The 23,649-nt window shown below is 34.9% G+C and carries 15 protein-coding genes and 1 tRNA gene; 6 read left to right on the top strand and 10 right to left on the bottom strand.

What is annotated here, in order from left to right; all coding sequences use genetic code 11:
- Positions 1 to 57 precede the first annotated feature (57 nt).
- Entirely contained in the window at positions 58 to 3,501 is a 3,444-nt protein-coding gene (locus SBO79_RS13875; protein WP_318640992.1) for a pyruvate carboxylase, read from the top strand.
- A gap of 751 nt (positions 3,502 to 4,252) precedes the next feature.
- Here the strand turns inward: SBO79_RS13875 and SBO79_RS13870 are convergent.
- From SBO79_RS13870 to SBO79_RS13860, 3 genes are all read right to left on the bottom strand, one after another.
- A complete protein-coding gene (locus SBO79_RS13870; protein ID WP_318640991.1) occupies positions 4,253 to 5,755 on the bottom strand; it encodes an SIR2 family protein in 1,503 nt (500 codons plus the stop codon).
- A gap of 542 nt (positions 5,756 to 6,297) precedes the next feature.
- Complete coding sequence (locus tag SBO79_RS13865) at positions 6,298 to 8,430, bottom strand: hypothetical protein (protein ID WP_318640990.1); 2,133 nt, start codon at positions 8,428 to 8,430, stop codon at positions 6,298 to 6,300.
- A gap of 781 nt (positions 8,431 to 9,211) precedes the next feature.
- Positions 9,212 to 9,285: transfer RNA gene (locus SBO79_RS13860), tRNA-Met, on the bottom strand.
- Between the two features lie 149 nt (positions 9,286 to 9,434).
- Between SBO79_RS13860 and SBO79_RS13855 the strand changes: the two genes are divergently transcribed.
- Together SBO79_RS13855 and SBO79_RS13850 are read left to right on the top strand one after the other, a co-directional pair.
- Positions 9,435 to 9,827: an START-like domain-containing protein gene (locus tag SBO79_RS13855; RefSeq protein ID WP_318640989.1), complete on the top strand. Its 393-nt coding sequence runs from the start codon at positions 9,435 to 9,437 to the stop codon at positions 9,825 to 9,827.
- Between the two features lie 49 nt (positions 9,828 to 9,876).
- Positions 9,877 to 10,719: an aminotransferase class IV gene (locus tag SBO79_RS13850; RefSeq protein ID WP_318640988.1), complete on the top strand. Its 843-nt coding sequence runs from the start codon at positions 9,877 to 9,879 to the stop codon at positions 10,717 to 10,719.
- On the opposite strand, the gene SBO79_RS13845 is transcribed toward SBO79_RS13850, so the two are convergent.
- The 5 genes from SBO79_RS13845 to SBO79_RS13825 form a co-directional block, all read right to left on the bottom strand.
- On the bottom strand, positions 10,711 to 11,271 hold the full coding sequence (locus SBO79_RS13845) for a YqgE/AlgH family protein (RefSeq protein WP_318640987.1): 561 nt from the start codon (positions 11,269 to 11,271) through the stop codon (positions 10,711 to 10,713). The two genes, SBO79_RS13850 and SBO79_RS13845, sit on opposite strands and share 9 nt — an antisense overlap.
- Positions 11,272 to 11,386: 115 nt before the next feature.
- Positions 11,387 to 11,665, bottom strand: coding sequence for an HU family DNA-binding protein (locus SBO79_RS13840; RefSeq protein WP_318640986.1), 279 nt, complete (start codon positions 11,663 to 11,665; stop codon positions 11,387 to 11,389).
- Positions 11,666 to 11,826: 161 nt separating this feature from the next.
- Entirely contained in the window at positions 11,827 to 12,774 is a 948-nt protein-coding gene (gene fmt / locus SBO79_RS13835) for a methionyl-tRNA formyltransferase (RefSeq protein ID WP_318640985.1), read from the bottom strand.
- The gene (locus SBO79_RS13830; RefSeq protein WP_318640984.1) at positions 12,775 to 14,673 is read right to left on the bottom strand and encodes a RecQ family ATP-dependent DNA helicase; all 1,899 of its coding nucleotides are present in this window, start codon (positions 14,671 to 14,673) and stop codon (positions 12,775 to 12,777) included.
- A 4-nt stretch (positions 14,674 to 14,677) separates the two neighbouring features.
- Positions 14,678 to 15,217 (bottom strand): AAA family ATPase, encoded by a 540-nt coding sequence (locus SBO79_RS13825; protein ID WP_318640983.1) that lies wholly within the window; start codon positions 15,215 to 15,217, stop codon positions 14,678 to 14,680.
- Positions 15,218 to 15,827: 610 nt separating this feature from the next.
- Here SBO79_RS13825 and SBO79_RS13820 point away from each other — a divergent pair.
- From SBO79_RS13820 to murA, 3 genes are all read left to right on the top strand, one after another.
- A complete protein-coding gene (locus SBO79_RS13820) occupies positions 15,828 to 16,112 on the top strand; it encodes a DUF493 family protein (protein WP_318640982.1) in 285 nt (94 codons plus the stop codon).
- Positions 16,113 to 16,120: 8 nt separating this feature from the next.
- Positions 16,121 to 16,840, top strand: a complete 720-nt coding sequence (locus SBO79_RS13815; RefSeq protein WP_318640981.1) for a DUF4290 domain-containing protein — start codon at positions 16,121 to 16,123, stop codon at positions 16,838 to 16,840.
- Between the two features lie 61 nt (positions 16,841 to 16,901).
- Positions 16,902 to 18,209, top strand: coding sequence for a UDP-N-acetylglucosamine 1-carboxyvinyltransferase (murA, locus tag SBO79_RS13810; RefSeq protein WP_318640980.1), 1,308 nt, complete (start codon positions 16,902 to 16,904; stop codon positions 18,207 to 18,209).
- Positions 18,210 to 18,702: 493 nt separating this feature from the next.
- Here murA and SBO79_RS13805 read toward each other — a convergent pair whose 3' ends face one another.
- Together SBO79_RS13805 and SBO79_RS13800 are read right to left on the bottom strand one after the other, a co-directional pair.
- Positions 18,703 to 21,027: a discoidin domain-containing protein gene (locus tag SBO79_RS13805; RefSeq protein WP_318640979.1), complete on the bottom strand. Its 2,325-nt coding sequence runs from the start codon at positions 21,025 to 21,027 to the stop codon at positions 18,703 to 18,705.
- A gap of 116 nt (positions 21,028 to 21,143) precedes the next feature.
- Positions 21,144 to 23,618, bottom strand: a complete 2,475-nt coding sequence (locus tag SBO79_RS13800) for a DUF5686 and carboxypeptidase regulatory-like domain-containing protein (RefSeq protein ID WP_318640978.1) — start codon at positions 23,616 to 23,618, stop codon at positions 21,144 to 21,146.
- Between the last annotated feature and the right edge of the window lie 31 nt (positions 23,619 to 23,649).

Below are 23,649 nucleotides of genomic sequence, written 5' to 3'. Positions count from 1 at the left end.
TTTAACATTTTATTCTAATTTCGCATTCATCAGAAAACACAACTTAATTCTATATCTATGTCCGGAAACTTGACCATCAAAAAATTACTTGTTGCCAATCGTGGCGAAATTGCAATTAGAGTTTTTCGTGCGGCAACTGAACTAAAAATCAATACTGTCGCTGTTTATACTTACGAAGATCGGTATTCATTGCATCGCTACAAAGCAGATCAAAGTTATCAAATTGGTGATGAAAGCGAGCCTCTTAAGCCTTATCTGGATATAGAAGAGATTATTAAAGTAGCCAAAGAACATCAAGTAGATGCAATACATCCTGGATATGGTTTTTTATCTGAGAATGTAGAATTTGTCAGACGTTGTAATGAAGAGAATATAATATTCGTTGGGCCAAGAATTGAAGCAATGCTTCAATTAGGAGATAAAGTTGCAGCAAAAGTTGTAGCAAATGCCGTTGGCGTACCTACAATATTAGATTCTAAAGAAAAATTAGATTCTGTAGAAACAGCTTTAACTGAAGCTCAAATTATTGGTTATCCTGTCATGCTAAAAGCGGCATCAGGCGGTGGAGGTCGTGGGATGAGAGTTGTGCGAAATGCAGACGAAATGAAAACTGCGTTTATGAATGCTAGAGGCGAGGCTCTAAAGGCATTTGGCGATGACACAGTATTTATCGAGAAGTTTATTGAGAATCCAAAGCATATTGAAGTTCAGATCTTAGGAGATCATCATGGTAATGTGGTGCATCTTTATGAGAGAGACTGCTCTGTACAAAGACGTTTTCAGAAAGTTATTGAGATTGCGCCATCAATATTGAAAGAAGAGACCAAAGCAAAACTTTATGAATATGCGGTTTCCATTGCAAAGTATGTCGAATACAATAATGCAGGAACAGTAGAATTTCTGGTTGATAGTCAGGAAAATGTTTATTTTATTGAAGTAAATCCCCGAATTCAAGTTGAACATACAATAACCGAAGAAATAACAGGAATTGATTTAGTAAGATCGCAAATTATTATTGCTGCAGGTCATCCACTAACTCATAATCAGATTTTTATCCATCAACAGTCGGATATTAAAGCGAGCGGCTGGGCAATACAATGTCGTATCACCACCGAAGATCCTGCAAATGATTTCAAACCAGATTTTGGAACAATCATAGCTTACCGAAATGCTGGTGGTTACGGAATTCGTATTGACGAAGGAAGTTGCTATTCGGGCGTAAAAGTTTCTCCCTTTTTTGACTCGATGTTAGTAAAAGTTTCTTCTAGTGGTCGTACTCTAAAAGGTGCTTCGGATAGATTAAGACGTACTCTTCAAGAATTTAGAATAAGAGGTGTCAAAACAAATATTCCTTTTCTTATAAACGTAATGTCAAATGAGACGTTTCGGAATGGTGAGGCAACTGTAAATTTCATTCCAGAAAATCAACAGCTTCTAATTCCTCGTATTGAATACAATAAGGATAGAGCTACAAAATTATTAAAATACCTTGCAGAGCTAAAGGTTAACGGTCATCCAGATGTTAAAGAATACAATCCAAACAAGATTTTCCGAAAACCAATTTTACCTATTGCCGAAGGCGATTATCCAAAAGGGACCAAAGATCTTTTGAATGAAATGGGTCGTGAGAAATTTGTAGAATATATCAAAAACGAAAAGAAAATATTCTATACAGATACTACTTTACGAGATGCACATCAATCACTTTTTGCGACTAGATTGCGAAATCAGGATATACTAAAAGCTACTGAAGGAATTGCTAAAAACTTTCCGCAGCTATTTTCTCTAGAAGTTTGGGGAGGAGCCACTTTTGATGTAACGATGCGATTTTTGCACGAAGATCCGTGGGAGCGGTTAAGATTAATTCGAAAAGCAGCACCAAATGTATTGCTACAAATGCTTTTTAGAGGTAGTAATGCAGTAGGTTACGCTGCATATCCAGATAATGTCATCGAAGCATTTATTATCAAAAGTGCCGAAAACGGAATTGACGTTTTTAGAATCTTTGATTCACTCAACTGGGTTGACGCGATGGTACACAGTATCAAGATTGTTAGAGAAAAAACCAATTCACTTGCCGAAGCTTGTATTTGCTATACCGGAGATATTTTAAATCCAGAAAGACAGAAGTTTAATCTTCAATATTATGTTGATTTGGCAAAGCAATTGGAAAAAGCTGGAGCGCACATGTTGTGTATAAAAGATATGGCAGGTCTGCTAAAACCCTATGCAGCGGAGGTTTTAATAAAAGAATTGAAGAAAAATATTTCGATTCCAATTCACCTGCATACTCATGATACTTCTTCAATACAATCTACAACTTACCTAAAAGCCATTGAGGCTGGTGTGGACGTTGTGGACGTTGCTTTGGCGTCAATGAGTGGCCTAACTTCACAACCTAACTTCAATTCGCTGGTTGCAGCATTGCAAGGGTCTGAGAGAGAAAATCCAATAGATTTAAGAGGTCTAAACGAATATTCAAATTATTTTGAAGCGGTTAGAGAATATTATTATCCATTTGAAAGTGAATTAAAAGCTGGAACTGCAGAGGTTTACGAGCACGAAATTCCTGGAGGACAATATTCAAATCTATTGCCACAAGCGCGCGGATTAGGATTGGAAGAAAAATTTGAAACAATCAAGCACAATTACGCGGTAGTTAACGAACTATTCGGCGATATAGTTAAAGTTACACCGTCGTCAAAAGTGGTGGGTGATATGGCTTTGTTTATGACCTCCAATAATCTTACCGCTCAAGATGTTTTAGAAAAAGGAGAAACATTGTCCTTTCCAGATTCGGTAAAGCAGCTTTTTAGAGGAGATTTAGGGCAGCCTTATGGCGGATTTCCTGAAAGATTGCAGAAGATCATTTTAAAGAATGAAAAACCGTACACTGAAAAGCCTAATGCGCATTTAAAGCCAATTGATTTTGATGCTGAATTAATAAAACTTCGTGAGAAATTTGATGGAGATTTAAAGATGGAAGATTTACTTTCATACATAATGTTCCCAAAAGTTTTTGCCGACTTCCACGCCTTCCGAAAGCATTTTGGAAGAGTAGAAGTGCTGCCAACGCCAATGTTTTATTACCCGATGAAAACCAACGAGGAAATGTTGGTGAACATCGATTCTGGTAAAAATCTTCTAATTAAATTCCGTCATATGGGTGATGCCAATGAAGAAGGTTTTAGAGAAGTATTTTTCCAAATCAATGGTCAGACGCGTAATATAATTGTAAAGGACAATGCGGTACAATCAACTAAAATTAGTCATGCAAAAATTATTGGACCTAACGATATTGGTGCGCCATTGCAAGGGAAATTAGTAACGATTTTGGTTAACGAAGGTGACAAAGTAGAGAAGGACAGTCCTTTGTTTGTTATCGAAGCCATGAAAATGGAGACCAGTATTTGCGCAAATAAATCAGGAATTGTGAAACGCGTTGTGCTAGGTGAAAACTCAATGGTAGAGCAGGATGATTGTGTTTTAATATTAGAATAAAAGAAGTTTTAGCTAAAATAAAGCAAGGCTGTTCAGAGATGAGCAGCCTTTTTTAATGTTCAATATAAGATGTGAATTTCTCTATGCAGGTTTTTTTTTTGGGCGAGCCCAACGCCAGAACTTTTTCGCTAAAGTAGATTGTTTTGGGAGGCGGTGGTCAGGCTATTCGTTCCCAATCTTTATAGTAGCTTTTGCTTTGCAACGCCACAATAAAGGATTTTCACTTCTATCCTTCTCGCAGAAATTTCCATGAGAAAAGTTAAGTTTATGTAATAAAAAAATTAAAAACATAGAATTTGGAATTCTTGCACTTAGTAAATTGCGTTTAGTTGGGGTGTTGCACTTGTAGAAATTTAACACCTGTCGTAGAGAAAACCTGAGGCAGTAGCAATGAGAAATTGAAAAGTTTCATTTTGTGGTTATTACCGCACGACTGTACAATTTGATACGCAAGTCTGCTTATATGGTATGTTGACAATATTAAAAATTTGTAACCCAACTATGTTAACTTGGTACGGATAAGTGTACTTATGTACTAAAGTGATGGGAAACACGAGAAAACAATTAATCATAATATTCCCAAAAAAGTAGTTTATTAATCTACTTGTAACTGTCGTAACTTTTTTACGACAACTCCATAAGGATGGATGCACAAGTGGTACTCCCGATCGAAGTCTTGTCAGGCTATTTAACTTAGGCTGAGTTAGTACCCTTTTAAAGTTCACCGAAGTTTTGACTTTAATTAAAGTAATTATATATTCAACTTATCTAGTAAGAGAGGTATGTCTTCATAATTTTCATACCAAATTATAGTAACACCTAGTTCCCGCATTAAATCTTCATTAAGTTTATGATGGACTTCCAAAAAGTTGCTCGCGGCTTTTAAGTTACTTACAATTTGCAAATCAGGATTCTTTTGCTTGTCCTTTTGATAACAAAATTTTGAATGTGAAATACGTTTCATAAGTGCAAAATGCCGCGGCTTGTCAAGATTGCGTGCAGATATATCGAGTAATCGTCTCAAATTCGGATCAGTCATTGATAGGCCTATCATTAAACAATTACTGTCTCGTAAATTACTTAACTGCACTAAATTAGACCAATGATATGAATCCGAATAAATTAGATGATAACCTTCTTCTGAGAATACTAATGTGCTCTTTTGCAGAGCTGTATATTTTTTTCTATTTTCTGGCAAAAATCCATGAACATGATATACTGGTAAATCTTCAGGATCGCAAAAATCATTGTCGATGTAAACGCTATGATGTTTGATGTTTTTTAATTCTAGAATTCTCTCTAAAAGATCATCAAAATTGTACGTGATTACGGAACGAACTTTAGCACCTGTTCGCATAGGCATACATAAATTGGTGATAGAATGAAGTAAGGTGGAGTCGATTGGCTGAATTTTGTCCCGCAAACTATAAAGATTTTCTGTAATTGCATTTAGAAAGTGAGTCTCCTCTTTCGTGTTCTTTACCAATGCCTTGCGTAAATATCTTGCCGCCATTATGGCAGATGTTTCGTCCAAATTATTTAATCTTGAAACTATTTCAGTGATATCTTTTTCTATAATTTTTTTATCATCACTAAATTCGTTGGTTAGATATGTAACAAAAAGTGAGTTTAATAAAGTATTCCAATCTGCCATACCTGCACTGGCAGATACACCAGCTCCTAAAAATAATGAAAACTGTCCCTTTGAATAAATGTCTTTTAAAACATTTAATCTCTCATCTCTTTCAATTTTCCAATCTTTGGTTTCCACGCTTAAAGCATTTTCTAGTCTTTTTGTAAAAAGATTGTTTGCAATATTTGTAGCTTCTTTTTTATGTTTTGCTATAATTTTATTAAGCTCGTCTGGACCCCAAAATGTTATATTAACACCTGATAAATCATGTGTTTTTATTATTTGTTCCGCTAAAATTTTCGCGTTTAATGAAATTTTTCTTGATGATATAACTAGCAGATTTTCAAAAGCGAACGTATTATCAATTTTTAGAGAATTTCTCCGAAAATGATGTAGAATTTGTAGAATCGTATTTGTCTGGAGTATTGGCTTAATCTCGATTATTGTTTTACCGTTAAAATCATCAAATCCACTGTCTGCGACAGCATCACCAAGAGAGCTATGGTTGACTATCCGGTAAGATTTATTTTGACTTTCAATATGTAATTTAAGTAAACTAATTACGAATGTTTCAAAAGAAAAGTAATCTTTATTATTTACTAAAATGTCGTCTATTACCATAATTCGTTTAATATTATTGCGTTTAAATTGCCAATGTGATTAATGTGAAGATCTTATAATTCTATCTTGTCTGTTTAGATAACATAAAATATTCAAGCTAATATATTAATTTCTTAAAACTGATTTTGTTTTTACTACATCAAATTTTGATTTATCTACTGCAAGATTAAGCGTGGCTGAATTTCATATTTTGCGTATGGGGGTCTTAGATTGGTCGAGGTGTAATGCCTTCTTTTTCCTTTAGATGTAAATGGACGCCTTCTCGTCATTGCAGACTTTTTCATTTACTACTAAAACTACAAGGTTAAAAAAACTTGCAGGAAATAGATATTAACGGAATCGAAATTATAAAGATATGCTTCTTTAACTAATAGTCGAAATTTTAATTAAACGCTACTCTGTCGTCTTTCACCAACTTCATAAGAATCAAATCTTAATGAGTACCTCTCAATAAAATCGATACAGGCTGTTCATCAAAGGCTTAATTGTCTGGCTTTTGAAGGCCGACGAAGCCTTAGCTGTTAGTGGTTGGTGATTTCACTTTATTCAAAATATTCTTTCCCTTCTTTCGTTAGTAAATATTTATAAGGAGCACCTTCTTTTTCCCTAACTCTTGTAACATAATTATGGTCTTCTGCTAGCTTTTTTCCTCGCCAGCCAATTAATTGTCCCGAGTAGTCAATTTCCTGAGCAATTTCCCTTGCGAAAAGTGGGTCAACAGATTTTAATAATTCTTGTATAATTTTTAACTCGGGAGTTGGAAGAAATTTGCTTTTATCAATTGACTCAATTTCTTGCGCTATATTTTCAGAGATGGCTTTCATTTCAACTGGAAATGAACAAACATTGCATTTGAACTTATTAAATTCCAAAAATTTAAGTTCGTCAATGCTATATTCTTTTTTACATTCGGGGTTTATACACTGAATTCTTTTTGACCCATTTAAAAATTCAACGATTAGTTTGGTAAAACTGAAAGGTCTTTCAATAAAATATTTTCTATATTGATTACCTTCAGGTTTTCCCCAAGGAATATTTAACTTTCTAGCTAAACCATAATTTATACAATAAATGGAAGATGAAAGGCCATCTTTATCACTCATATCATTATACTTATTTATAAAAAAATTAAGCTCCAAGGTTTTTAAAAATTTTTCTAAATCTGGATTAAAATGAAAATGTGTCGCATAGGGTATTGTAGGAGTATAAGAAGCACCCGTTAGTTCTTTAGTTTGAATTTTTTTTCTAATTTCACTTAGTTTATTTGTTATTTTTTCAAGTAATTCCCTTAATTGGAGTATGGATATTTTTTCATCAATACTTAAAAGAGAGTAGGTTGTTGAATCAAAAAATGTTAGAATTTTATCTTCATAGTAACGCTGACAAGCAGACTCAATATCTGTTCTATTTATTTTTTTATCATAAATTGTTTTTGATTGATAACAGAATGACAAAATATATCCTAGTATTCTGGGAACGTTCATTGATACCTTAAAAAAAAGGCTGTAATATTCGTTCATTGTAAGACTATCTGTATCAAAAAATTCATCAGTATTTGTATTCGTGAAATATTGTATGCGACTATCAACTAGGCGCTTGGCAAAATCAGTCGCACTAATTTCCATTTTATCTCGGTCGAACTGAGAATAGAGATTATAAAAGTCAAGATAGATGGTGTCAATCTTGCCCGGGTCAATTTTCCCATAATATAATCTTCCCGGGTATGCTGCTATTTTAAATTTGATAAACTCATCAGACCAATTATTTAAAGGCGCCAAAATCACATCAACAAATCTAATTATTGCATGGTCATCAATTTCGGAAAAATCATCTAAAAGAATAAATAAGTGATCAATTTTTAAAATACTTAAAATACTTTTAATTTCGTTTATTATTTCCTTAATCTGAAATACTTGTAGGAGCACACTTGAAAGCTCGCTTTCAATTTCATTTGTATCTTTAGTTCCTTTTTTCCAACTCATACCTGAGTCAGTTTTTATTCCTCCTTCTATTCCGTCAGTCTTAATGCCTCCAGATACTTCTATTCCTCCTACTTTTGTCTCTCTTTCTTTAAAGTTTTCATTTGTGTTTTTGAATTTTGAGGTAATGCTTCTAAGAAGTGGGATTTCGATATTTTCAAGGGTCTTATTGTCACTTATTCTTTGAAGTAATTCATCAATTCTTTCTTTAACTGCTTCGGGCTTAGTAGTTATAAAAATACTTGCAAATTTATCACCCAAAGAGTTATATTTCTTATTTAATTCCTCTTGAACTGCAATTAAAGTGTTTTGAATAAAAGTACGTTCAATCAAATACTTATTGAAAAGTTCTTCAGGAATTATTTCCTTTATTTTAGCAATTGATGAATATTGAGATTGTGATTTTTCATAAATGGTTTTGACATCTAAATAACAAGAAAGATAATTCTCCTTTTTTCTAAGTTCCTGTTCAAGCCGTAAAAATATTGTGGATTTACCAGTTCCTTTTCTGCCAATAAAAAATGTAGTGTTATTTAGCAAGGCTTTTTTTAATACCAATTCGTTGGGTAAAAGATCTGTATATAATTTTTCCAGAAGGCTTCTACCTTTTTCATCCATTAAGTCAGCCCGTCTATATTTTTTCATAGACTCTACTGCCTCAAAGAAACCGTCCTTTTGTTCGCTTGTAAAACTCATTTTATATAGATTAGTATTTTGTTTTCATTGCAGCTAACTCATTAATACATATTACATATTACATCTGCAGACGTACCCATCCTCCTATCGCGATCCATGTCGCGGTACAATGAATAAGTCGTGCTAATATATCCTTTATTTTGCTGATATTTAGATTTTTATTCAGATAAAAACATTTAAGTGGTGGGCAGAAGATTATCGAATATACAAGATCTAATTGTTGGTGAAAGGTTGGGTGAATGAAGAATCGATATATTTGAGAGGCTTCTTGAAATATCTAATTAAATGTGAACGATCAACTTATCCTTCAATGTCTTTTGCAGTCTCAATTACCTACAAGGTTCAAAAAACTTTGCAGGAAAATCGGTAATAATTAAATTGAATTTTTTTTGCGATTTGGTTTTAGTTAAAATCGAGATTTCTAGCAATTAAGATTTGGATTAATGCTTGATTTTCAATCAAGCATTACATTTCAATACTCGCACAAGTCTGCGAGAAGGATAGTAGTGAAAATCCTTTCTTGTGGCTTTGCGAAGCATAAGCTACAAGAAAGATTGGGAACGGAAAGCCTGACCTTGAGCCAGCTTAAATAGGTTGTTTTAACGAAGTCGTTTTGGCGAAAGGACTCGCCGAAATAAAAAAAAAAACTTCTTTAAAACGAAAAGCCTGATAAATAGAAGGATTATGGAAAAATGTAGTTACCCGAGTAAATGATGATTTTCCAAAAAAAGTATAAAACAAAAAAAACGGTCTAGAGATCTAAACCGTTTTTTAACTTCTGTAGCGAGAACGAGATTTGAACTCGTGACCTCAGGGTTATGAATCCTGCGCTCTAACCGACTGAGCTACCTCGCCATTTTATTGACCTATTGTCAATATTTATTCGGGTGCAAAGATAGAACTATTATTAGATGTTGCAAGCATTATTTAAATAAATATTATTTTTTTTCAAAAGGCTTTTTTGTTGGATTAATATTGTATATATTTCCGCAAAAATTGAACTTATGGAAGGCAAACAACGTTATGAAATAGAATTCTCGGTGAACTCATCGCCGGCATTACTATACCAATATATCTCTACACCGTCAGGACTAAGCGAATGGTTTGCAGACAATGTAAATTCAAGAGGTGAGTTCTTTACTTTTATCTGGAACGACTCTGAAGAGAAAGCACGTTTGTCATCAAAAAAAACCGGGGAAAAAGTTCGCTTTAAATGGGTTGATGATAATAATCAAGACACTGAGTTTTACTTTGAATTGCGCATTCTAGAAGATGAAATTACAAAAGACGTCTCGCTAATGGTAATTGATTACGCCCTTGAAGAAGAAATTGAAGAATCTAAACTTCTTTGGGAAAACCAAATTGCTGACTTAAAACATGTCATTGGATCTGTCTAAATTGTTTTAATAAACTTATATTTGCCCCGAACAAAATTCGGGGTTTTTTATGATCAATTTTAACGGTACTATTCAATCTAATACAACTCAATTAACTACAGATAACAGAGCGTTCCTCTATGGAGACGCTGTTTTTGAAACAATAAAGATTGCTGATTCAAAAGTCTTGCTGCTTGAGGAGCACTATTTTCGGTTGATGTCATCTATGCGCATCCTTCGAATGCAGATTCCTTCAAACTTTACGATGGAGTACTTTGATGAGCAACTGTTGCTTACTGCCGAAGCCAACAATTGTAGCGAAAGCGCGCGAGTGCGCATTACAATGTTTAGAAATGATGGTGGCTTATATCTTCCGCAATCGCGGGAGGTCTCTTATAGTATTACTGCTAAGTCTTTGGCTTCCGCCAAATATATATTGGACGAGAATCCATACGAAGTAGAATTGTACAAAGATTTCTTTGTTACGGCACAACTTCTATCAACTCTCAAAACTACCAATAAGATTATCAATACGGTAGCTAGTATCTATGCACAGGAAAATGATTTCCAAAACTGCCTTCTCATTAATGAGAAAAAAAACGTGGTAGAAGCAATCAATGGAAATCTTTTTATGATTAAAGATAATATGCTTATTACCCCAAGTTTAGATGAAGGTTGCATTAACGGAATGATTAGAAAGCAACTCTTGAAGCTTACTAAGAAGGAAAATTACGGATTAGAAGTGTTGGAGGGTACAATTTCGCCATTCGATCTGCAAAAGGCTGACGAGTTGTTTGTTACCAACGTAATTACGGGAATACAACCTATTACTAAATATCGTAAGAAAGTATATAAAAATTTTATTGCAACGAAGCTTCTTCAGGATTTAAATGAAAGTCTGAATTTAGTTTAGTACCGGGTTTTCTGGAGCGTTGGACCAAATTAGATAATCACCGCCTAGCTCTAGAATTTTTTCTTTCCAAAAGTTATTGGATGATTTTCCAATTATTTTATTTTTTGAAGAATTTTCGGAAATAATCCATGAGTTAGTTTGAATTTCATCTTCAATTTGCTGTGCATCCCAACCTGTGTAGCCTAGAAAAAATCGAATGTTGCTTTTCTTTATTACTCCAGTATTAATCAGTTGGGCAGTAAGTTCAAAATCGCCGCCCCAAAAAATTCCATTTGAAATTTCAATGCTTTCGGGAATTAGATCAGGAACATTGTGAATAAAATATAAGTTGTCTTGCTCGACAGGACCTCCATTATAGATTTTGAAACTTGCGTGGATTTCGGGCACCAAATCTCTAATAGAATAACGTAGCGGTTTATTAATTATAAACCCAACCGAGCCTTCATCATTATGATCTGCAAGTAAAATAACAGATCTGTTAAAAGAGGTATCTCCTAATAGTGAAGGTTCCGCAATTAACAATTGTCCTTTTTTAAGTATTTCTGATGTCATTTTGTTGCAATTTTATTTAAATTTAGCAAAAAAACATCTTTATATCCAAATAAAAATTGATAAATAAAAAAAAGCCTTCTCAAAAGAAAAGGCTTTTATACGCTATATTGCTAAATTACTTTGAGTTAACAGAATTATCTAATTCAGCACCACCTTTAAATTTCACAACATTTTTTGCAGCAATTTTGATTGCTTTACCAGTTTGTGGATTTCTACCATCTCTAGCCGCTCTAGCAGAAACAGACCAAGATCCAAATCCTACAAGAGATACTCTTCCGCCATCTTTCAAAGTGCTAGTAACATTGCTCAAAAAAGATTCTAAAGCTAACTTAGCTGCACCTTTGCTTATTCCGGCATCCGCAGCCATAGCATCGATTAATTCTGATTTATTCATAATAATAGTTTTTAGTGTTGGTTAAACATTGAGTTAATGATAACAAATTTAATAGGATTTCCTTACTACACAACACTTTTTCATCTTTTTTGGTTTTTTTGTTGATAAGTTAAAGAATATGTTAACAATTCTTACAAGAATTGATAATTACTAGCGAAATTTTAATAAGCTCTCGTGCTAATTTGTAGTTTTTGGCCATTTAAAAATGATTCAATCTCCATTCTCTTCTTTCCTGGGAATTGTATGGATGAAATTTCAATCCAGGCGTCGCGAGTTTTAATCAGCATTGATTTTTTATCGGTTTTAATATCACCCGGTTTCCCATCCAAAATAACATCGGAAATTCGACTTTCGTAAATTTTGACATCATATTCTTTGGTTTCTTCGGCAAATTTTGTCCAAGCAGCTGGGTAGGGAGAGAGACCTCGTATCAAATTGTGCACTGTTACTGCATTCTGATTCCAGTCAATTCTTGTGTTATCTTTATTTAGTTTGTAAGCAGTTTTCAAATCACCCTCTTGCGGTTGAATTGTTAAATTAATATTTTCTCGACCAAGTAAATCTAGAGTTTCGACAACAGCTGCACTTCCCAAGAGCATTAGGCGGTCATGTAGAGATCCGGCATTTTCGTTATCGCCAATGTCCAAACTTTTGCTCAATATAATTGCGCCAGTGTCAATTTTATTGTCAATAAAAAATGTAGTAACTCCCGTTTTTTTATCGCCATTAATCAACGCCCAATTGATAGGTGCTGCACCTCTATATTGAGGAAGAAGAGATGCGTGAAGATTAAAAGTGCCTATTTTGGGCATTTTCCAAACTATTTCAGGCAACATTCTAAAAGCTACTACAATCTGAAGATTTGCATTATAGGATGTAAGTTGCTCAATAAATGATGGGTCTTTTAAGTTTGTTGGTTGCAAGACAGGAAGCTCCCGTTGTATTGCGAATTCTTTGACCGCAGAGAATTTAATTTTCTGTCCGCGACCTGCTGGACGATCTGGCGCTGTAATTACTGCAACTACATTATAGTTGTGCTGTAATATACTGTCCAATATGCCCACTGCAAATTCGGGAGTACCCATAAATATTATTCGTAATGCTTTCATCTATTTTTTTAAGGTGTATTTGTTAATGCTTGTGAGTACAATTTTTTCTCGTTCGAGTAATTCGTGGATAGCCGAAATAATATCTGACTCCGGTATCTTTAATAATCTTTCAAGTTCTCGTGAATCAAAATCCTGCATCTGCAAGAGACTTAGCATTCGGAAACTTATGTCTTTTAAATCAATTTTATGCTTTGAATTTTGATCACGACAGTAGGAACAAATGCCACAGTTTTCGGATGTTTTTTCATCAAAATACTGTAGAATAATCCTGCTTTTGCAGGTCGTTTTGTCTTTTACATAATGTACAAACGCTTCCATTTGATTGATTTTTAACGCATTCTGACTTTTCAAATGTTTTGCAATTCTATTAATCATATGGTCATCATCACGATTTTCTAAAAATATCAGTGCAGAATCGGTGTCGTGGGCGGTGTAATCAGCAATTTCATTTAAATTTAAAGCTGCGAGCACTCTTTCTACTTCCGCAGTTGTAGTGGGAGTTTTCTTGGCAACAAGATCTGTGTTAACTTTAACTGCATACTCGTAAATTCCAGGGTAGGTACGTAATAATGTAAGAATTACTGCTTCATCTCGGGGGTGTAAACTGATATAACGCAACACTTCTCGACTTTCTATCAGAAATTGTAGAGAAACTTTTTGCGAATAATCTTTAGTAAGCGATAAAACTCCTTCACGGTCTAAAAACTGAAGAGCATTATACGTCTTAAGGACTGGCAGCTCGTACCTTAAACAAAATTTATTGAGATTGAAGGTAAATTCGTTTAAGGGGCATTCGCCGTAGGCAATCTGAAAAAAGTTACAAAGTTTATTGTAAACGGTCAAAACAAAGGTTCGATCCGGAAGCACGCTTAAAAATTGTCCTTCGGCATTTAGTTTATCGGAGGGACTGGACAAAACTACCGCAAAGGCACGCTCTCCATTCCGGCCAGCCCTACCAGCTTCTTGATAATAACTTTCGATATTTTCGGCATATTGCATATGAATGACAGTTCGAACATTTGCTTTGTCAATTCCCATCCCAAAAGCATTTGTAGCGACAATAACTTGTGACTCTTCGGTCATCCACGATTGCATGTTATTTTCCTTTTCGCGATTTTTTAATCCTCCGTGAAAATATGTTGCAGTAAAGCCAAGAAACTTTAGTTGTGAAGAAACATCTATGCACATCTTCCTATTTCGGACATATATTATCGTTGGATCGGGATATTTCTTGAGTATTTTTGAAATGTTATAAATTTTATCTTCCACTTCCAAAACATTGTAGCTGATATTTGGTCGTGAAAAGGATTGACGGAAAACGGTGGGGTTTTCTAATTTTAATTGATTTTTAATATCCTCCTCAACTCGTGCATTTGCAGAAGCAGTCAAAGCCACAAATGTTTTGTCAGGGAAAACTTCCTTTAAGACCGAAATTTTTAGAAATGCAGGCCTGAAATCGTGTCCCCATTGCGATACGCAGTGGGCTTCGTCAATTGCTATCAGTGAAATTTTAAGTGCTTTAATTCTTTCGATGACCCATTCAGATTGTAACCTTTCTGGAGATAAGTAAAGGAATTTGTAGTTGCCAAATTGACAATTATCAAAAAGGTCACTCAAATCATTTGGAGAAATTCCCGCGGTAATGGATAGTGCTTTGATACCTCTTTTTGTAAGGTTGTCCACCTGATCTTTCATCAAAGCTATTAGTGGTGATATTACTATGCATATACCATCTTGTAAAAGTGCAGGTATCTGGAAGCAAATAGATTTTCCGCCGCCTGTAGGTAAAAGTGCCAAGGTATCCTGACCACTAAGAATACTAGTGATGATTTCTTTTTGATAAGGTCTGAATTCATTATGACCCCAATATTTTTTTAAAATTTCTAAGGGCTCCTTCATAGTTTTACTTAGAGAGTAGGTCTAAGATAAACATTATTCTCGAATTAGTATCCGCTTTTGGAACTTCGATCAATTCGTAGCCATATTTCTCGTAAGTTTCTTTGATGTGATTGTGAATAAGTGTTGCTTGCTCAAAATTTTCATATCGAGCCTCATCACTTTCATATATATCCTCCCATGGCGGAAGAATAAATATTTTTCCATATGGATGCTGCGTGCAAGCTTCATCAAAAAAAGAAGGGTAAGGATCTCCAATATAATGCATATAAGCGAGTACATCTGGAATACCTCTATCAAGAAATACAAATTCTTCAGCTTCTGCGGATGCTTTTAAGTGTTGCTCCTTTCGAGCATTCAGTAAAAGTTCGCTAAAGAGCATAGGATTTTCTAAAAATAACTGATCGATTCCCTGTTTTTTTGCTTCAAGAGTTATGTCTCTCGAGATTTCCCCGTAGCAACAATGTCCTCGTTTTTTCAATTCCTCAATGATGGTAGTTTTACCTGTACCTGGACCCCCGATTATTACAACTAATTGTTTTTGCACTGTAAATAAAAATAAGGTGCAAAATTACTTAAACATTTTGAAACTGAAAATTTTATCTTGATCAATCTTGCGATAGTTTACAGTTCACAGTTCACAGTTTACAGTTTACGGTTTACAGTTTACGGTTTACAGTGTACAAGTATCGTTTGGCAGTGTACAGTTCCTTTAAAATTTACTTGCCGATGACTTCAAACTTTTAATTTTTTAGATTTCTTCCTTTTGCGAGAGGGATGGACGTGTAAATCCTTTCTTGTGGCTTTGCGGAGCAAAAGTTACAAGAAAGATTGGGAACAGACAGCCCGACCTGAGCCACAGAGAATTATCGATTTTTACGGAAAAGCTCTGGCGAAGGTCTCGCCCAAATGGAGAATGGGGAATAGAAATTATGGATTCGGAAGTGGGGATTGGTAATTGGAGAGGGGAAAGTAGAGATTGAATTGCGAAATGGGGATTAATGGAATGGGGATTGGTATTGAAAATTGTAGATGGCAAGTTGCCAGCAGGATTTGCAGATTTGTTGCTTCAAAGCGTTTGAAGAAAATTATTTCTAAACACCATATAATTTAATTTTCGGGCAAAATCTTGTATATTTGTGATTATAATCAAAACTATGGATCAGAAATTAAACGAATTTTTCGAGAGACTAAAAGGCGAACTCGAAAAGAGCAGCACTTGGCCATCAGAATACTTATTTAAATTTATTGTTCCTACCTCTGATGAAAAGACGTTAGCAGTACAAGATATCTTTAATGATATGGGCGCTGTTATCAACACAAAAAAATCAAAAAACGAAAATTACACCAGTGTTTCTGTCAATGTTCAAATGGAAAGTGCTGATGCTGTAATTGAAAAATATAAGCTAGCTGCAGCTATAGAAGGCATTATATCGCTATAAAATTATTTATGACTAAGACTTATCAAAAAGAGAATGCGGGTGATGTTGTACAACACTTGGAGTATAATGCGGAGAGATCTCACTTAATAATTCCTGATTATGGCCGACATCTTCAGAAGTTAATAGATCAAGCAACAGCTATTGAAGATCGTGACGAACGTAATAAAACGGCAAATTACATTATTCAAGTAATGGGAAATTTAAACCCTCACCTCAGAGATGTTTTAGATTTTCAGCATAAATTATGGGATCAATTATTTATAATGTCAAATTTTAAGATTGACGTTGATTCGCCGTACCCAATTCCATCTAGAGAAGTTTTGCAACTCAGACCAGATAAACTGGAATATCCTCAGAATTTTCCAAAATACCGTTTTTATGGCAATAATATCAAGTATATGATAGATGTTGCTAATAAATGGGAGGATAGCGACATGAAAACGGCACTTATCAAGGTCATTGCCAATCACATGAAAAAATCTTACTTGAGCTGGAATAAGGATACCGTGAAAGATGATGTAATCTTTGAACATCTCTATGAATTGTCTGATGGTAAAATTAATCTTATAGAAAGCAGCGAAGAGCTTTTAAATTCATCCGATTTACTGCGGACTAATAAAAGAATAAGCAATAAAACCTCTACAACTTCAACTACGGTTAAACCAAAAATATCTAAGACAAACAAACCGCATAATCCAACGCATAAAATCAATCCTCGCAAGCAGTAAAAAATACTCAGAGTAGAGGGATTTAAGTAGCGGGTATAATTTAAAATTCAAAAACTTTATAATGGCAGTTTTTAAAATAGAAGGGGGCGTTCGTCTTAAAGGAGAAATTACACCTCAAGGAGCAAAAAACGAAGCATTGCAAATTTTATGTGCAGTTTTACTGACTTCAGAAAAAGTTACAATTAGCAATATTCCAGATATTATTGATGTTAATAAGCTAATCACTTTATTAGAACATCTAGGTGTAAAAATCGACCGACACGAAAAAGGTCGAATTACTTTTCAGGCTGATGAGGTTGATATAAACTATCTCGAAACCGAAGCTTTTAAAGCCGAAGGTGGATCATTGCGCGGATCAATTATGATTATCGGTCCACTATTAGCTCGTTTTGGTAAAGGATATATTCCAAAACCCGGAGGAGACAAAATAGGTCGCCGTAGATTGGATACGCACTTTGAAGGTTTTATAAATCTAGGCGCTACCTTTAGGTACAATCGTGAAGATCATTTTTATGGTGTAGAAGCACCCAATGGCCTTGAAGGAACTTCTATGCTTCTAGATGAAGCTAGTGTTACTGGCACCGCAAATATTGTTATGGCTGCTGTCTTAGCAAAAGGTACAACGCAGATTTATAATGCCGCATGTGAGCCCTATTTGCAACAGCTATGCAAAATGCTGAATTCTATGGGTGCAGATATTAAAGGTATCGGCTCCAATTTACTAATTATTGAAGGTGTCGAAAAACTTCACTCTTGTGAGCATAGAATTCTTCCTGATATGATCGAAATTGGATCGTGGATTGGACTTGCTGCAATGACTAGAAGCGAAATTACAATCAAAAATGTCAGTTGGGAAAATTTGGGACAGATTCCTACTGTTTTTAGAAAACTAGGAATTACACTTGAAAAAAGAGGTGATGATATCTTTATTCCAACCCACGAAAATTATACAATTCAGTCTGATATCGATGGTTCAATTTTGACCGTTTCTGATTCGCCTTGGCCAGGATTTACGCCAGATTTATTGAGTATTGTTTTGGTGGTTGCTTGTCAAGCGAAAGGTGAAGTTTTAATTCACCAAAAAATGTTTGAAAGTAGATTATTCTTTACAGATAAACTGATTGATATGGGTGCCAAAATTATCCTTTGCGATCCACACCGCGCGGTTGTGATTGGTCATAATTTTCAATCAGAACTTAAGGCAACAGTAATGACATCGCCAGATATAAGGGCTGGAATTTCCTTATTGATCGCAGCACTTTCGGCAAAAGGTGTTAGTACGATTCAGAATATTGATCAAATTGATCGAGGTTACGAAAATATAGACGAACGTTTACGCGCTTTGGGTGCCAAAATTACTAGAGAATAGCATAATCGATATTATATTTGAAATCCTGCAATGCAAATTGCGGGATTTTTTTGGATAATTAGTTCATTTTAGAATTATTTGGGCGAGACCTTCGCCAGAATTTTTTCGGTAACATCGAAATTTTAATGTGGCTCAGGTCGGGCTATTCGCTCCCAATCTTTGTTGTAGCTTTTGCTCCGCAACGCCACAACAAAGGATTTTCACTTCTATCCCTCTCGCAAAAGCACTTCACACAACCATTTAAAGGAATGGATCAAAGTCTAGTTCTATTAACCCCTTAAGTTATTCTAAGATGACACTTCTTAATGTATTATTGCAGCTAATGAATCGGCGAAATCCAATCCCAATTAATTCTGTTTCTTGCCAATACGAGCAGTTGATTTTCACCTAGATCATTATAGAATGCTTACTAAATTTTCTCCATTACAATTCAAAAACAAAAAATCCCGAGACTTACATCTCAGGATTTTTCTTATTTCTAATTTCTAACGTATTACTTGATTAATACTTTTGCAGTAGTGGATGTTGTCTGATTGTAAACTTTTACAAAATATGTTCCTTTGGCAACATTACTTAAATTAAATTGATAAGCATTTAGGTGATCAGCATCTTTAAAGTGGTAAGTTTTTATACTTTGTCCTGAAACATTGAAGATATTTACCACAAATTGTTCCATCGAACTGTCCAGTTTGATATTAAAAACTCCATTATTTGTATTTGGATACACTGCAATTCCAGTTGTTTCAGCAGTTGGAATATATTGTCCTAAAGTTTCAACTGGCGAATTTCCTTTATAAATCATATAACCTCCAACTCTGTAAAAAGGATTGTATCCATCATTACAATCTGCACAAGTAGTACCTGAAATACATGCTGGATTGCTTGGATTGCACAGATCTTTATAAGTAGTTTTAAACTGGTAGTCAAATGTAAATGTATGATTATTTATAAATGGCGTAATATCGTAAAAATACGGCGCAGGAATTGTTCCTGGACACCATCCAGCACGATTGTATTGCCAAGTTCCTTGTTGTCCTGTACAACTATCCGGATTTGGATTACAAGTAGTCCACAAGTGCTGAGTGAAAGTATCGTTACCATCTACTTTTAGCTTATGAGTAGCATTGTAAAATTCTGCTGCATTTCCAGTATTATTTCCTCCCCAACCGTGACCAGTTGTTACAAGTCTAAAAGAGGCAGATTCTGTATTACTAGGAATCGAAATTGATTTCTGAGGTACTGGCTGCAGGTTTGACATATCTCCAAAGTTAAAGTTTCCTTGCCAAACTTCTTCAACCGAAGTGTATGCATAAGTAGGAGTACCTTGAGTATATTCTAAATTAAGATCCAATTTCCATCCACCGGATCCCCAAGTTTCTATAAACATTCTAATTTCAACTTCACCTTGAAGTAACGATTCGTAATCTGTTACGTCTATAGAGTGACTACAAGCAACACCGTAAGGAGTAATATATCTAAAAAGTTCTACCCACTGTCCTTCTGGATTTTTTATCTGCACCCAAGCAAGTCTGTCCCAGTCATCGCATCCTCCAGGAACATTTGGGCAAGTCACAGCAAAATTTGCAATAATTTGATTGTAAGTACTCACAGACTGCGGCAGTACATAAGTTCCATAAAACCATTGCGAACCAATTGTTCCAAAGTCAATTACATCATTATTAAAAGTCTGAACAGTAGTTGTAGCCATTACATTGTCTACAGTTACATTCACTGTTTTAGAATTTAAAACGCCGTTTGAAGCAGTTGCTCTCATCTCTACTGAATGACTTCCGTAGGTTGCAGGCGTCCACCAAGCTTTAAAAGAACCTTGGCTAAAGTGAGATGGAATTAATACGCCATCTACAAGAAATTCGATATTGTCAACTGTTAATGCTTGTGCTTCGTCAATTTCACCATTTGCATACAATAAATACGGTTTTAAGGTTGGCATATGAATATTGGTAGCCGCAGTAAGACGGCTATAAACCGTTGGAGCAATTGCAGTAAGATCTACGACCTGAAAAGATCTTGTGATTTCTTTTGAATAGTAAGTTGCATTTCCCGCTTGAGTAGCTTTAACAATAACATTTCCAGCAACTCCAGTTAGCGACACGGTTGAACCAGATATAGTGGCAGGTCCACTTACTATAGTGTAGGTGATTGGTAGTGATGAATTTGTAGAAGCACTTAAGTTGAATGAAGCATCGGTTGTATATTTTTTGCTAATGGCTTCAAAAGTCATCAACTGATTTATTTGTCCAGTTGCTACACAATCTGCTCCAGCACCCGAAATTTGAGTTGCAGATATTTCAGATATCGCAATACTTGCACTATTATTATAATTTGAAGTAAAAACTAGTTTGATGTACTGAGCATTAATTGCACCAAAGGAAACAGTCGCGTCTTGACCATTAGCATTGGTGTCTGGATATTCAAAGTTTCCTGCAGATTGTGCACTTGTCCAAACAGTGCCGTCGGTACTTAAAAATAATTCGTATGCTTTTGGTTTAGCGGTATTATTGTCGTTCCTACTTTTGATCGTGACGCCATTAACGGGATAAGATTGTCCTAAATTGACAGCAATTTCATGCGGATAAGTAGGTGTGAAATCTTTCCATTTCGTATGCCAGAAAGTGGCCACATTTCCATCAATTGCGTGGATAGCTTTCCCATTATTAGGCCCTTCGCCCACAGTTTCTTGAGTATCAAAAGAATGTATGGACCACGCGGTTTTTGGAATGGGAGTGCTACCACATTGAGCGTAACTTAAAGCCGTGCTCGCCAATATTGCTAAAAAACAAAGTAATTTTTTCATCATTAAAGTTGGTTTGTTAAGGTTATATTAACAAATATAATGAAAATTCAATTCAATATTTCTATCTTCTCCGATACTATCGCGATTTAATTTGGTAAAAAATTTAGCGAAAGCTTTAATTACTCAAGCATATTTAAAATTTTAATTCCTAAAACAATTCCATCTGCACTATTACCATCTTTATAGGACCTCACATAATCCAGTCTGAAAATTTTAAATTTGCCAAATCCTAATTTATCCAATCCTACAGAATATTCTAAATACGGTTTTTGCGAAGGCAAGATAAGGCTGTGAAATCCAAAGACCAAAGGTGCTTCAAGTTTATTAAGAAGAGGAATTTTGTTGATTATAAAACCATTGTCGCTGTACTCCGTGTGAAGTTCGACAAATTGGTCATTGGTGCTACTTTCGTAATACGGTAATAGATTAAATACATTAAGATATCGATCAGCTTGTGCGACATGCGTCTGATTTCCGTTAAAATGTTTGTAATCAACAAAAGATATTTCATCAGAATTAAAGAATTTTCCAGCTTTGAGAGCTGTTCCTAAAAGACCTTTGTTTCCCAATTTTAAATCGTACACTATATTTGCTTGTACATAATCAAATTCATATTTTTTTTCTGTTCCTGCAAATCCTTTTTTATAGCCTACATAAAGTACGGGAAAATTGTCATTTGGAATATTGAATTTGCCGTCAGGACGTGTCCAATACTGCTGCCCAAATCTAAATGTTGCTCCAAGCACTGCTACTGCTAGTTGATGAGGTTCAAAGAAAGGTACCGTAAAATTTAACGGATTTAGCGGATCATTAGACGTAAATCCTTGTTTATTACGGACAATCGATTTGCTAGTATTGTTAAAAAGTTGCTGCCTTCTAGAATATTCTCCAGAAACATCAAGCTTAATTCCATTAACAACTTCTTCTGAATATTCAATCTTGCCGTATGTTTTATCATACAGCTTCATATAATTATTTTTAAAAAAAGAAGTAGCAATACTGTTTAAAATTCGACTAATCGGATCATTGGGATTAAACTGTTCGATTGAATTTCCGCCACTTACTATGATGGTACGTTTACTAGTATTATTAAAAAGACGCTTCGCATAACCATTTACCCTAAGACGATCTTCGGCAAGACCGTAATTTATCTTTGCTCCAATCGTTGTGTAGGTGAGTTCGTCCGGATTGCGGTGTGTGAATGATACGCCACTTGATAAATTGTATCCTTGCACAGTATTAAAGCCGATTCCTAATAATATACCATCATATTTATAAGTATTATTTTTGAAAGAATTTCGGTGTGAATAACCAGTAACAATATCAAATATTTTGAATTTATTATTCTTGTGGTCAACTGAATCTAAATATGCTTGAGATTCTCTTTTTGTTTGCAGTTCATCCTTAACGACATAGTCCGTTGCTTCTTCTTCAGTTAACGGCACTGGACGAACACTATTCCAAAATTCGTCATCTTTTTTATTAGCATTAGTGTCAAAATTTAAAACTTCTTTGGTAAATGTCTTTTTTTCAAAAGATTCTGGAAATTCAAAATTACTATATACATAAGTAAATCGTCCCGAGAACTTAATCTGAAAAATTCCCGCCATAAAATCCAAAGTCTGAGCATTCTTCACCCATAATTTATTTCCTTTATTATAATTAAAGTTCTGCACGATGCGCAGTTCATCGATCGCTGCGACTTGTATTTGGCTTCCTCTCACGACAAGATCCACACCGTAAAGCGCCCAACTATTATCTACAATATAAATATATCCTTGCATCGCTGGCTCTTCTGTGCGTCGAGCAATAACTTCAATTTTGTGAATCTGTTGGTCATTCTCATCAAAAAATGAACCTCCGTATTCATACTTATAATAATTGAAAGCATTATTTGCAATTGGGGAAATGGCAGGAATCCCAAAGGCGATTGTGTTTTCGTAAAAGTCGAAATTTGCTGAAGCGGCACTGTTAAAACTAAAACCTCTATCGTCACCGCTCACCTTGCTGGCGATGATTGTTTCGGTCATTTCATCAGGATGCTGAAACTTTATTTTCGAAATGGTTTCAGACAAATATAAAATTCCACTTCGAGTTGAATCCAAAACTTCGTCAAACATATCTAGTTTCTGTCCCAAAATACTTTTCGGAACATTTTTCACCTTAAACATACCACGAGAGTAAAAATCGGCAGTAAACCGTTGGGTCTTCTCCGAATTCTCTTTACGAGAAGCAATGGCACTTTTTATAATTTCGATTGCTGGATTGGCGGAGGGATTAATTACAACTTCACTTAAATCATACTGTTCTTCTTCCAATCGTACGTTGAGAGAAAAAGGAAAAGAGGTGGTTGTGACAGGAACTTTTTTTGATTTATAACCCAGATATTGAAAAACTATGGTGTATTTTCCAGTTTCTGTCACCGGTAATTCGTAATCACCATCTGCGTTGCTGCTTGTACCAATATAGGTATTTTCAATTATGATATTGACAAATGGTAAAGGTTGCCCATTACTTTGAGTGACTTTTCCTTTAATCTGTCCAAAAAAAATGCCGCTAGTAAGTAGGAGCACTGCAACTAATAAATTCTTCATGAAATGATAAGTGTTAACTTTTAATATAGGT

Origin of the sequence: Flavobacterium ardleyense (genome assembly GCF_033547075.1) — a bacterium.
GTDB classification, from domain to species: Bacteria; Bacteroidota; Bacteroidia; order Flavobacteriales; family Flavobacteriaceae; genus Flavobacterium; species Flavobacterium ardleyense_A.
This window is presented reverse-complemented; position numbering and strand designations above follow the sequence as displayed.

Excerpts from the sequence above, each read along its gene's own strand:
- SBO79_RS13875 (WP_318640992.1), top strand. The coding sequence starts at position 58 with ATGTCCGGAAACTTGACCATCAAAAAATTACTTGTTGCCAATCGTGGC.
- SBO79_RS13870 (WP_318640991.1), bottom strand. The coding sequence starts at position 5,755 with ATGGTAATAGACGACATTTTAGTAAATAATAAAGATTACTTTTCTTTT.
- SBO79_RS13865 (WP_318640990.1), bottom strand. The coding sequence starts at position 8,430 with ATGAGTTTTACAAGCGAACAAAAGGACGGTTTCTTTGAGGCAGTAGAG.
- SBO79_RS13855 (WP_318640989.1), top strand. The coding sequence starts at position 9,435 with ATGGAAGGCAAACAACGTTATGAAATAGAATTCTCGGTGAACTCATCG.
- SBO79_RS13850 (WP_318640988.1), top strand. The coding sequence starts at position 9,877 with ATGATCAATTTTAACGGTACTATTCAATCTAATACAACTCAATTAACT.
- SBO79_RS13845 (WP_318640987.1), bottom strand. The coding sequence starts at position 11,271 with ATGACATCAGAAATACTTAAAAAAGGACAATTGTTAATTGCGGAACCT.
- SBO79_RS13840 (WP_318640986.1), bottom strand. The coding sequence starts at position 11,665 with ATGAATAAATCAGAATTAATCGATGCTATGGCTGCGGATGCCGGAATA.
- fmt (WP_318640985.1), bottom strand. The coding sequence starts at position 12,774 with ATGAAAGCATTACGAATAATATTTATGGGTACTCCCGAATTTGCAGTG.
- SBO79_RS13830 (WP_318640984.1), bottom strand. The coding sequence starts at position 14,673 with ATGAAGGAGCCCTTAGAAATTTTAAAAAAATATTGGGGTCATAATGAA.
- SBO79_RS13820 (WP_318640982.1), top strand. The coding sequence starts at position 15,828 with ATGGATCAGAAATTAAACGAATTTTTCGAGAGACTAAAAGGCGAACTC.
- SBO79_RS13815 (WP_318640981.1), top strand. The coding sequence starts at position 16,121 with ATGACTAAGACTTATCAAAAAGAGAATGCGGGTGATGTTGTACAACAC.
- murA (WP_318640980.1), top strand. The coding sequence starts at position 16,902 with ATGGCAGTTTTTAAAATAGAAGGGGGCGTTCGTCTTAAAGGAGAAATT.
- SBO79_RS13805 (WP_318640979.1), bottom strand. The coding sequence starts at position 21,027 with ATGATGAAAAAATTACTTTGTTTTTTAGCAATATTGGCGAGCACGGCT.
- SBO79_RS13800 (WP_318640978.1), bottom strand. The coding sequence starts at position 23,618 with ATGAAGAATTTATTAGTTGCAGTGCTCCTACTTACTAGCGGCATTTTT.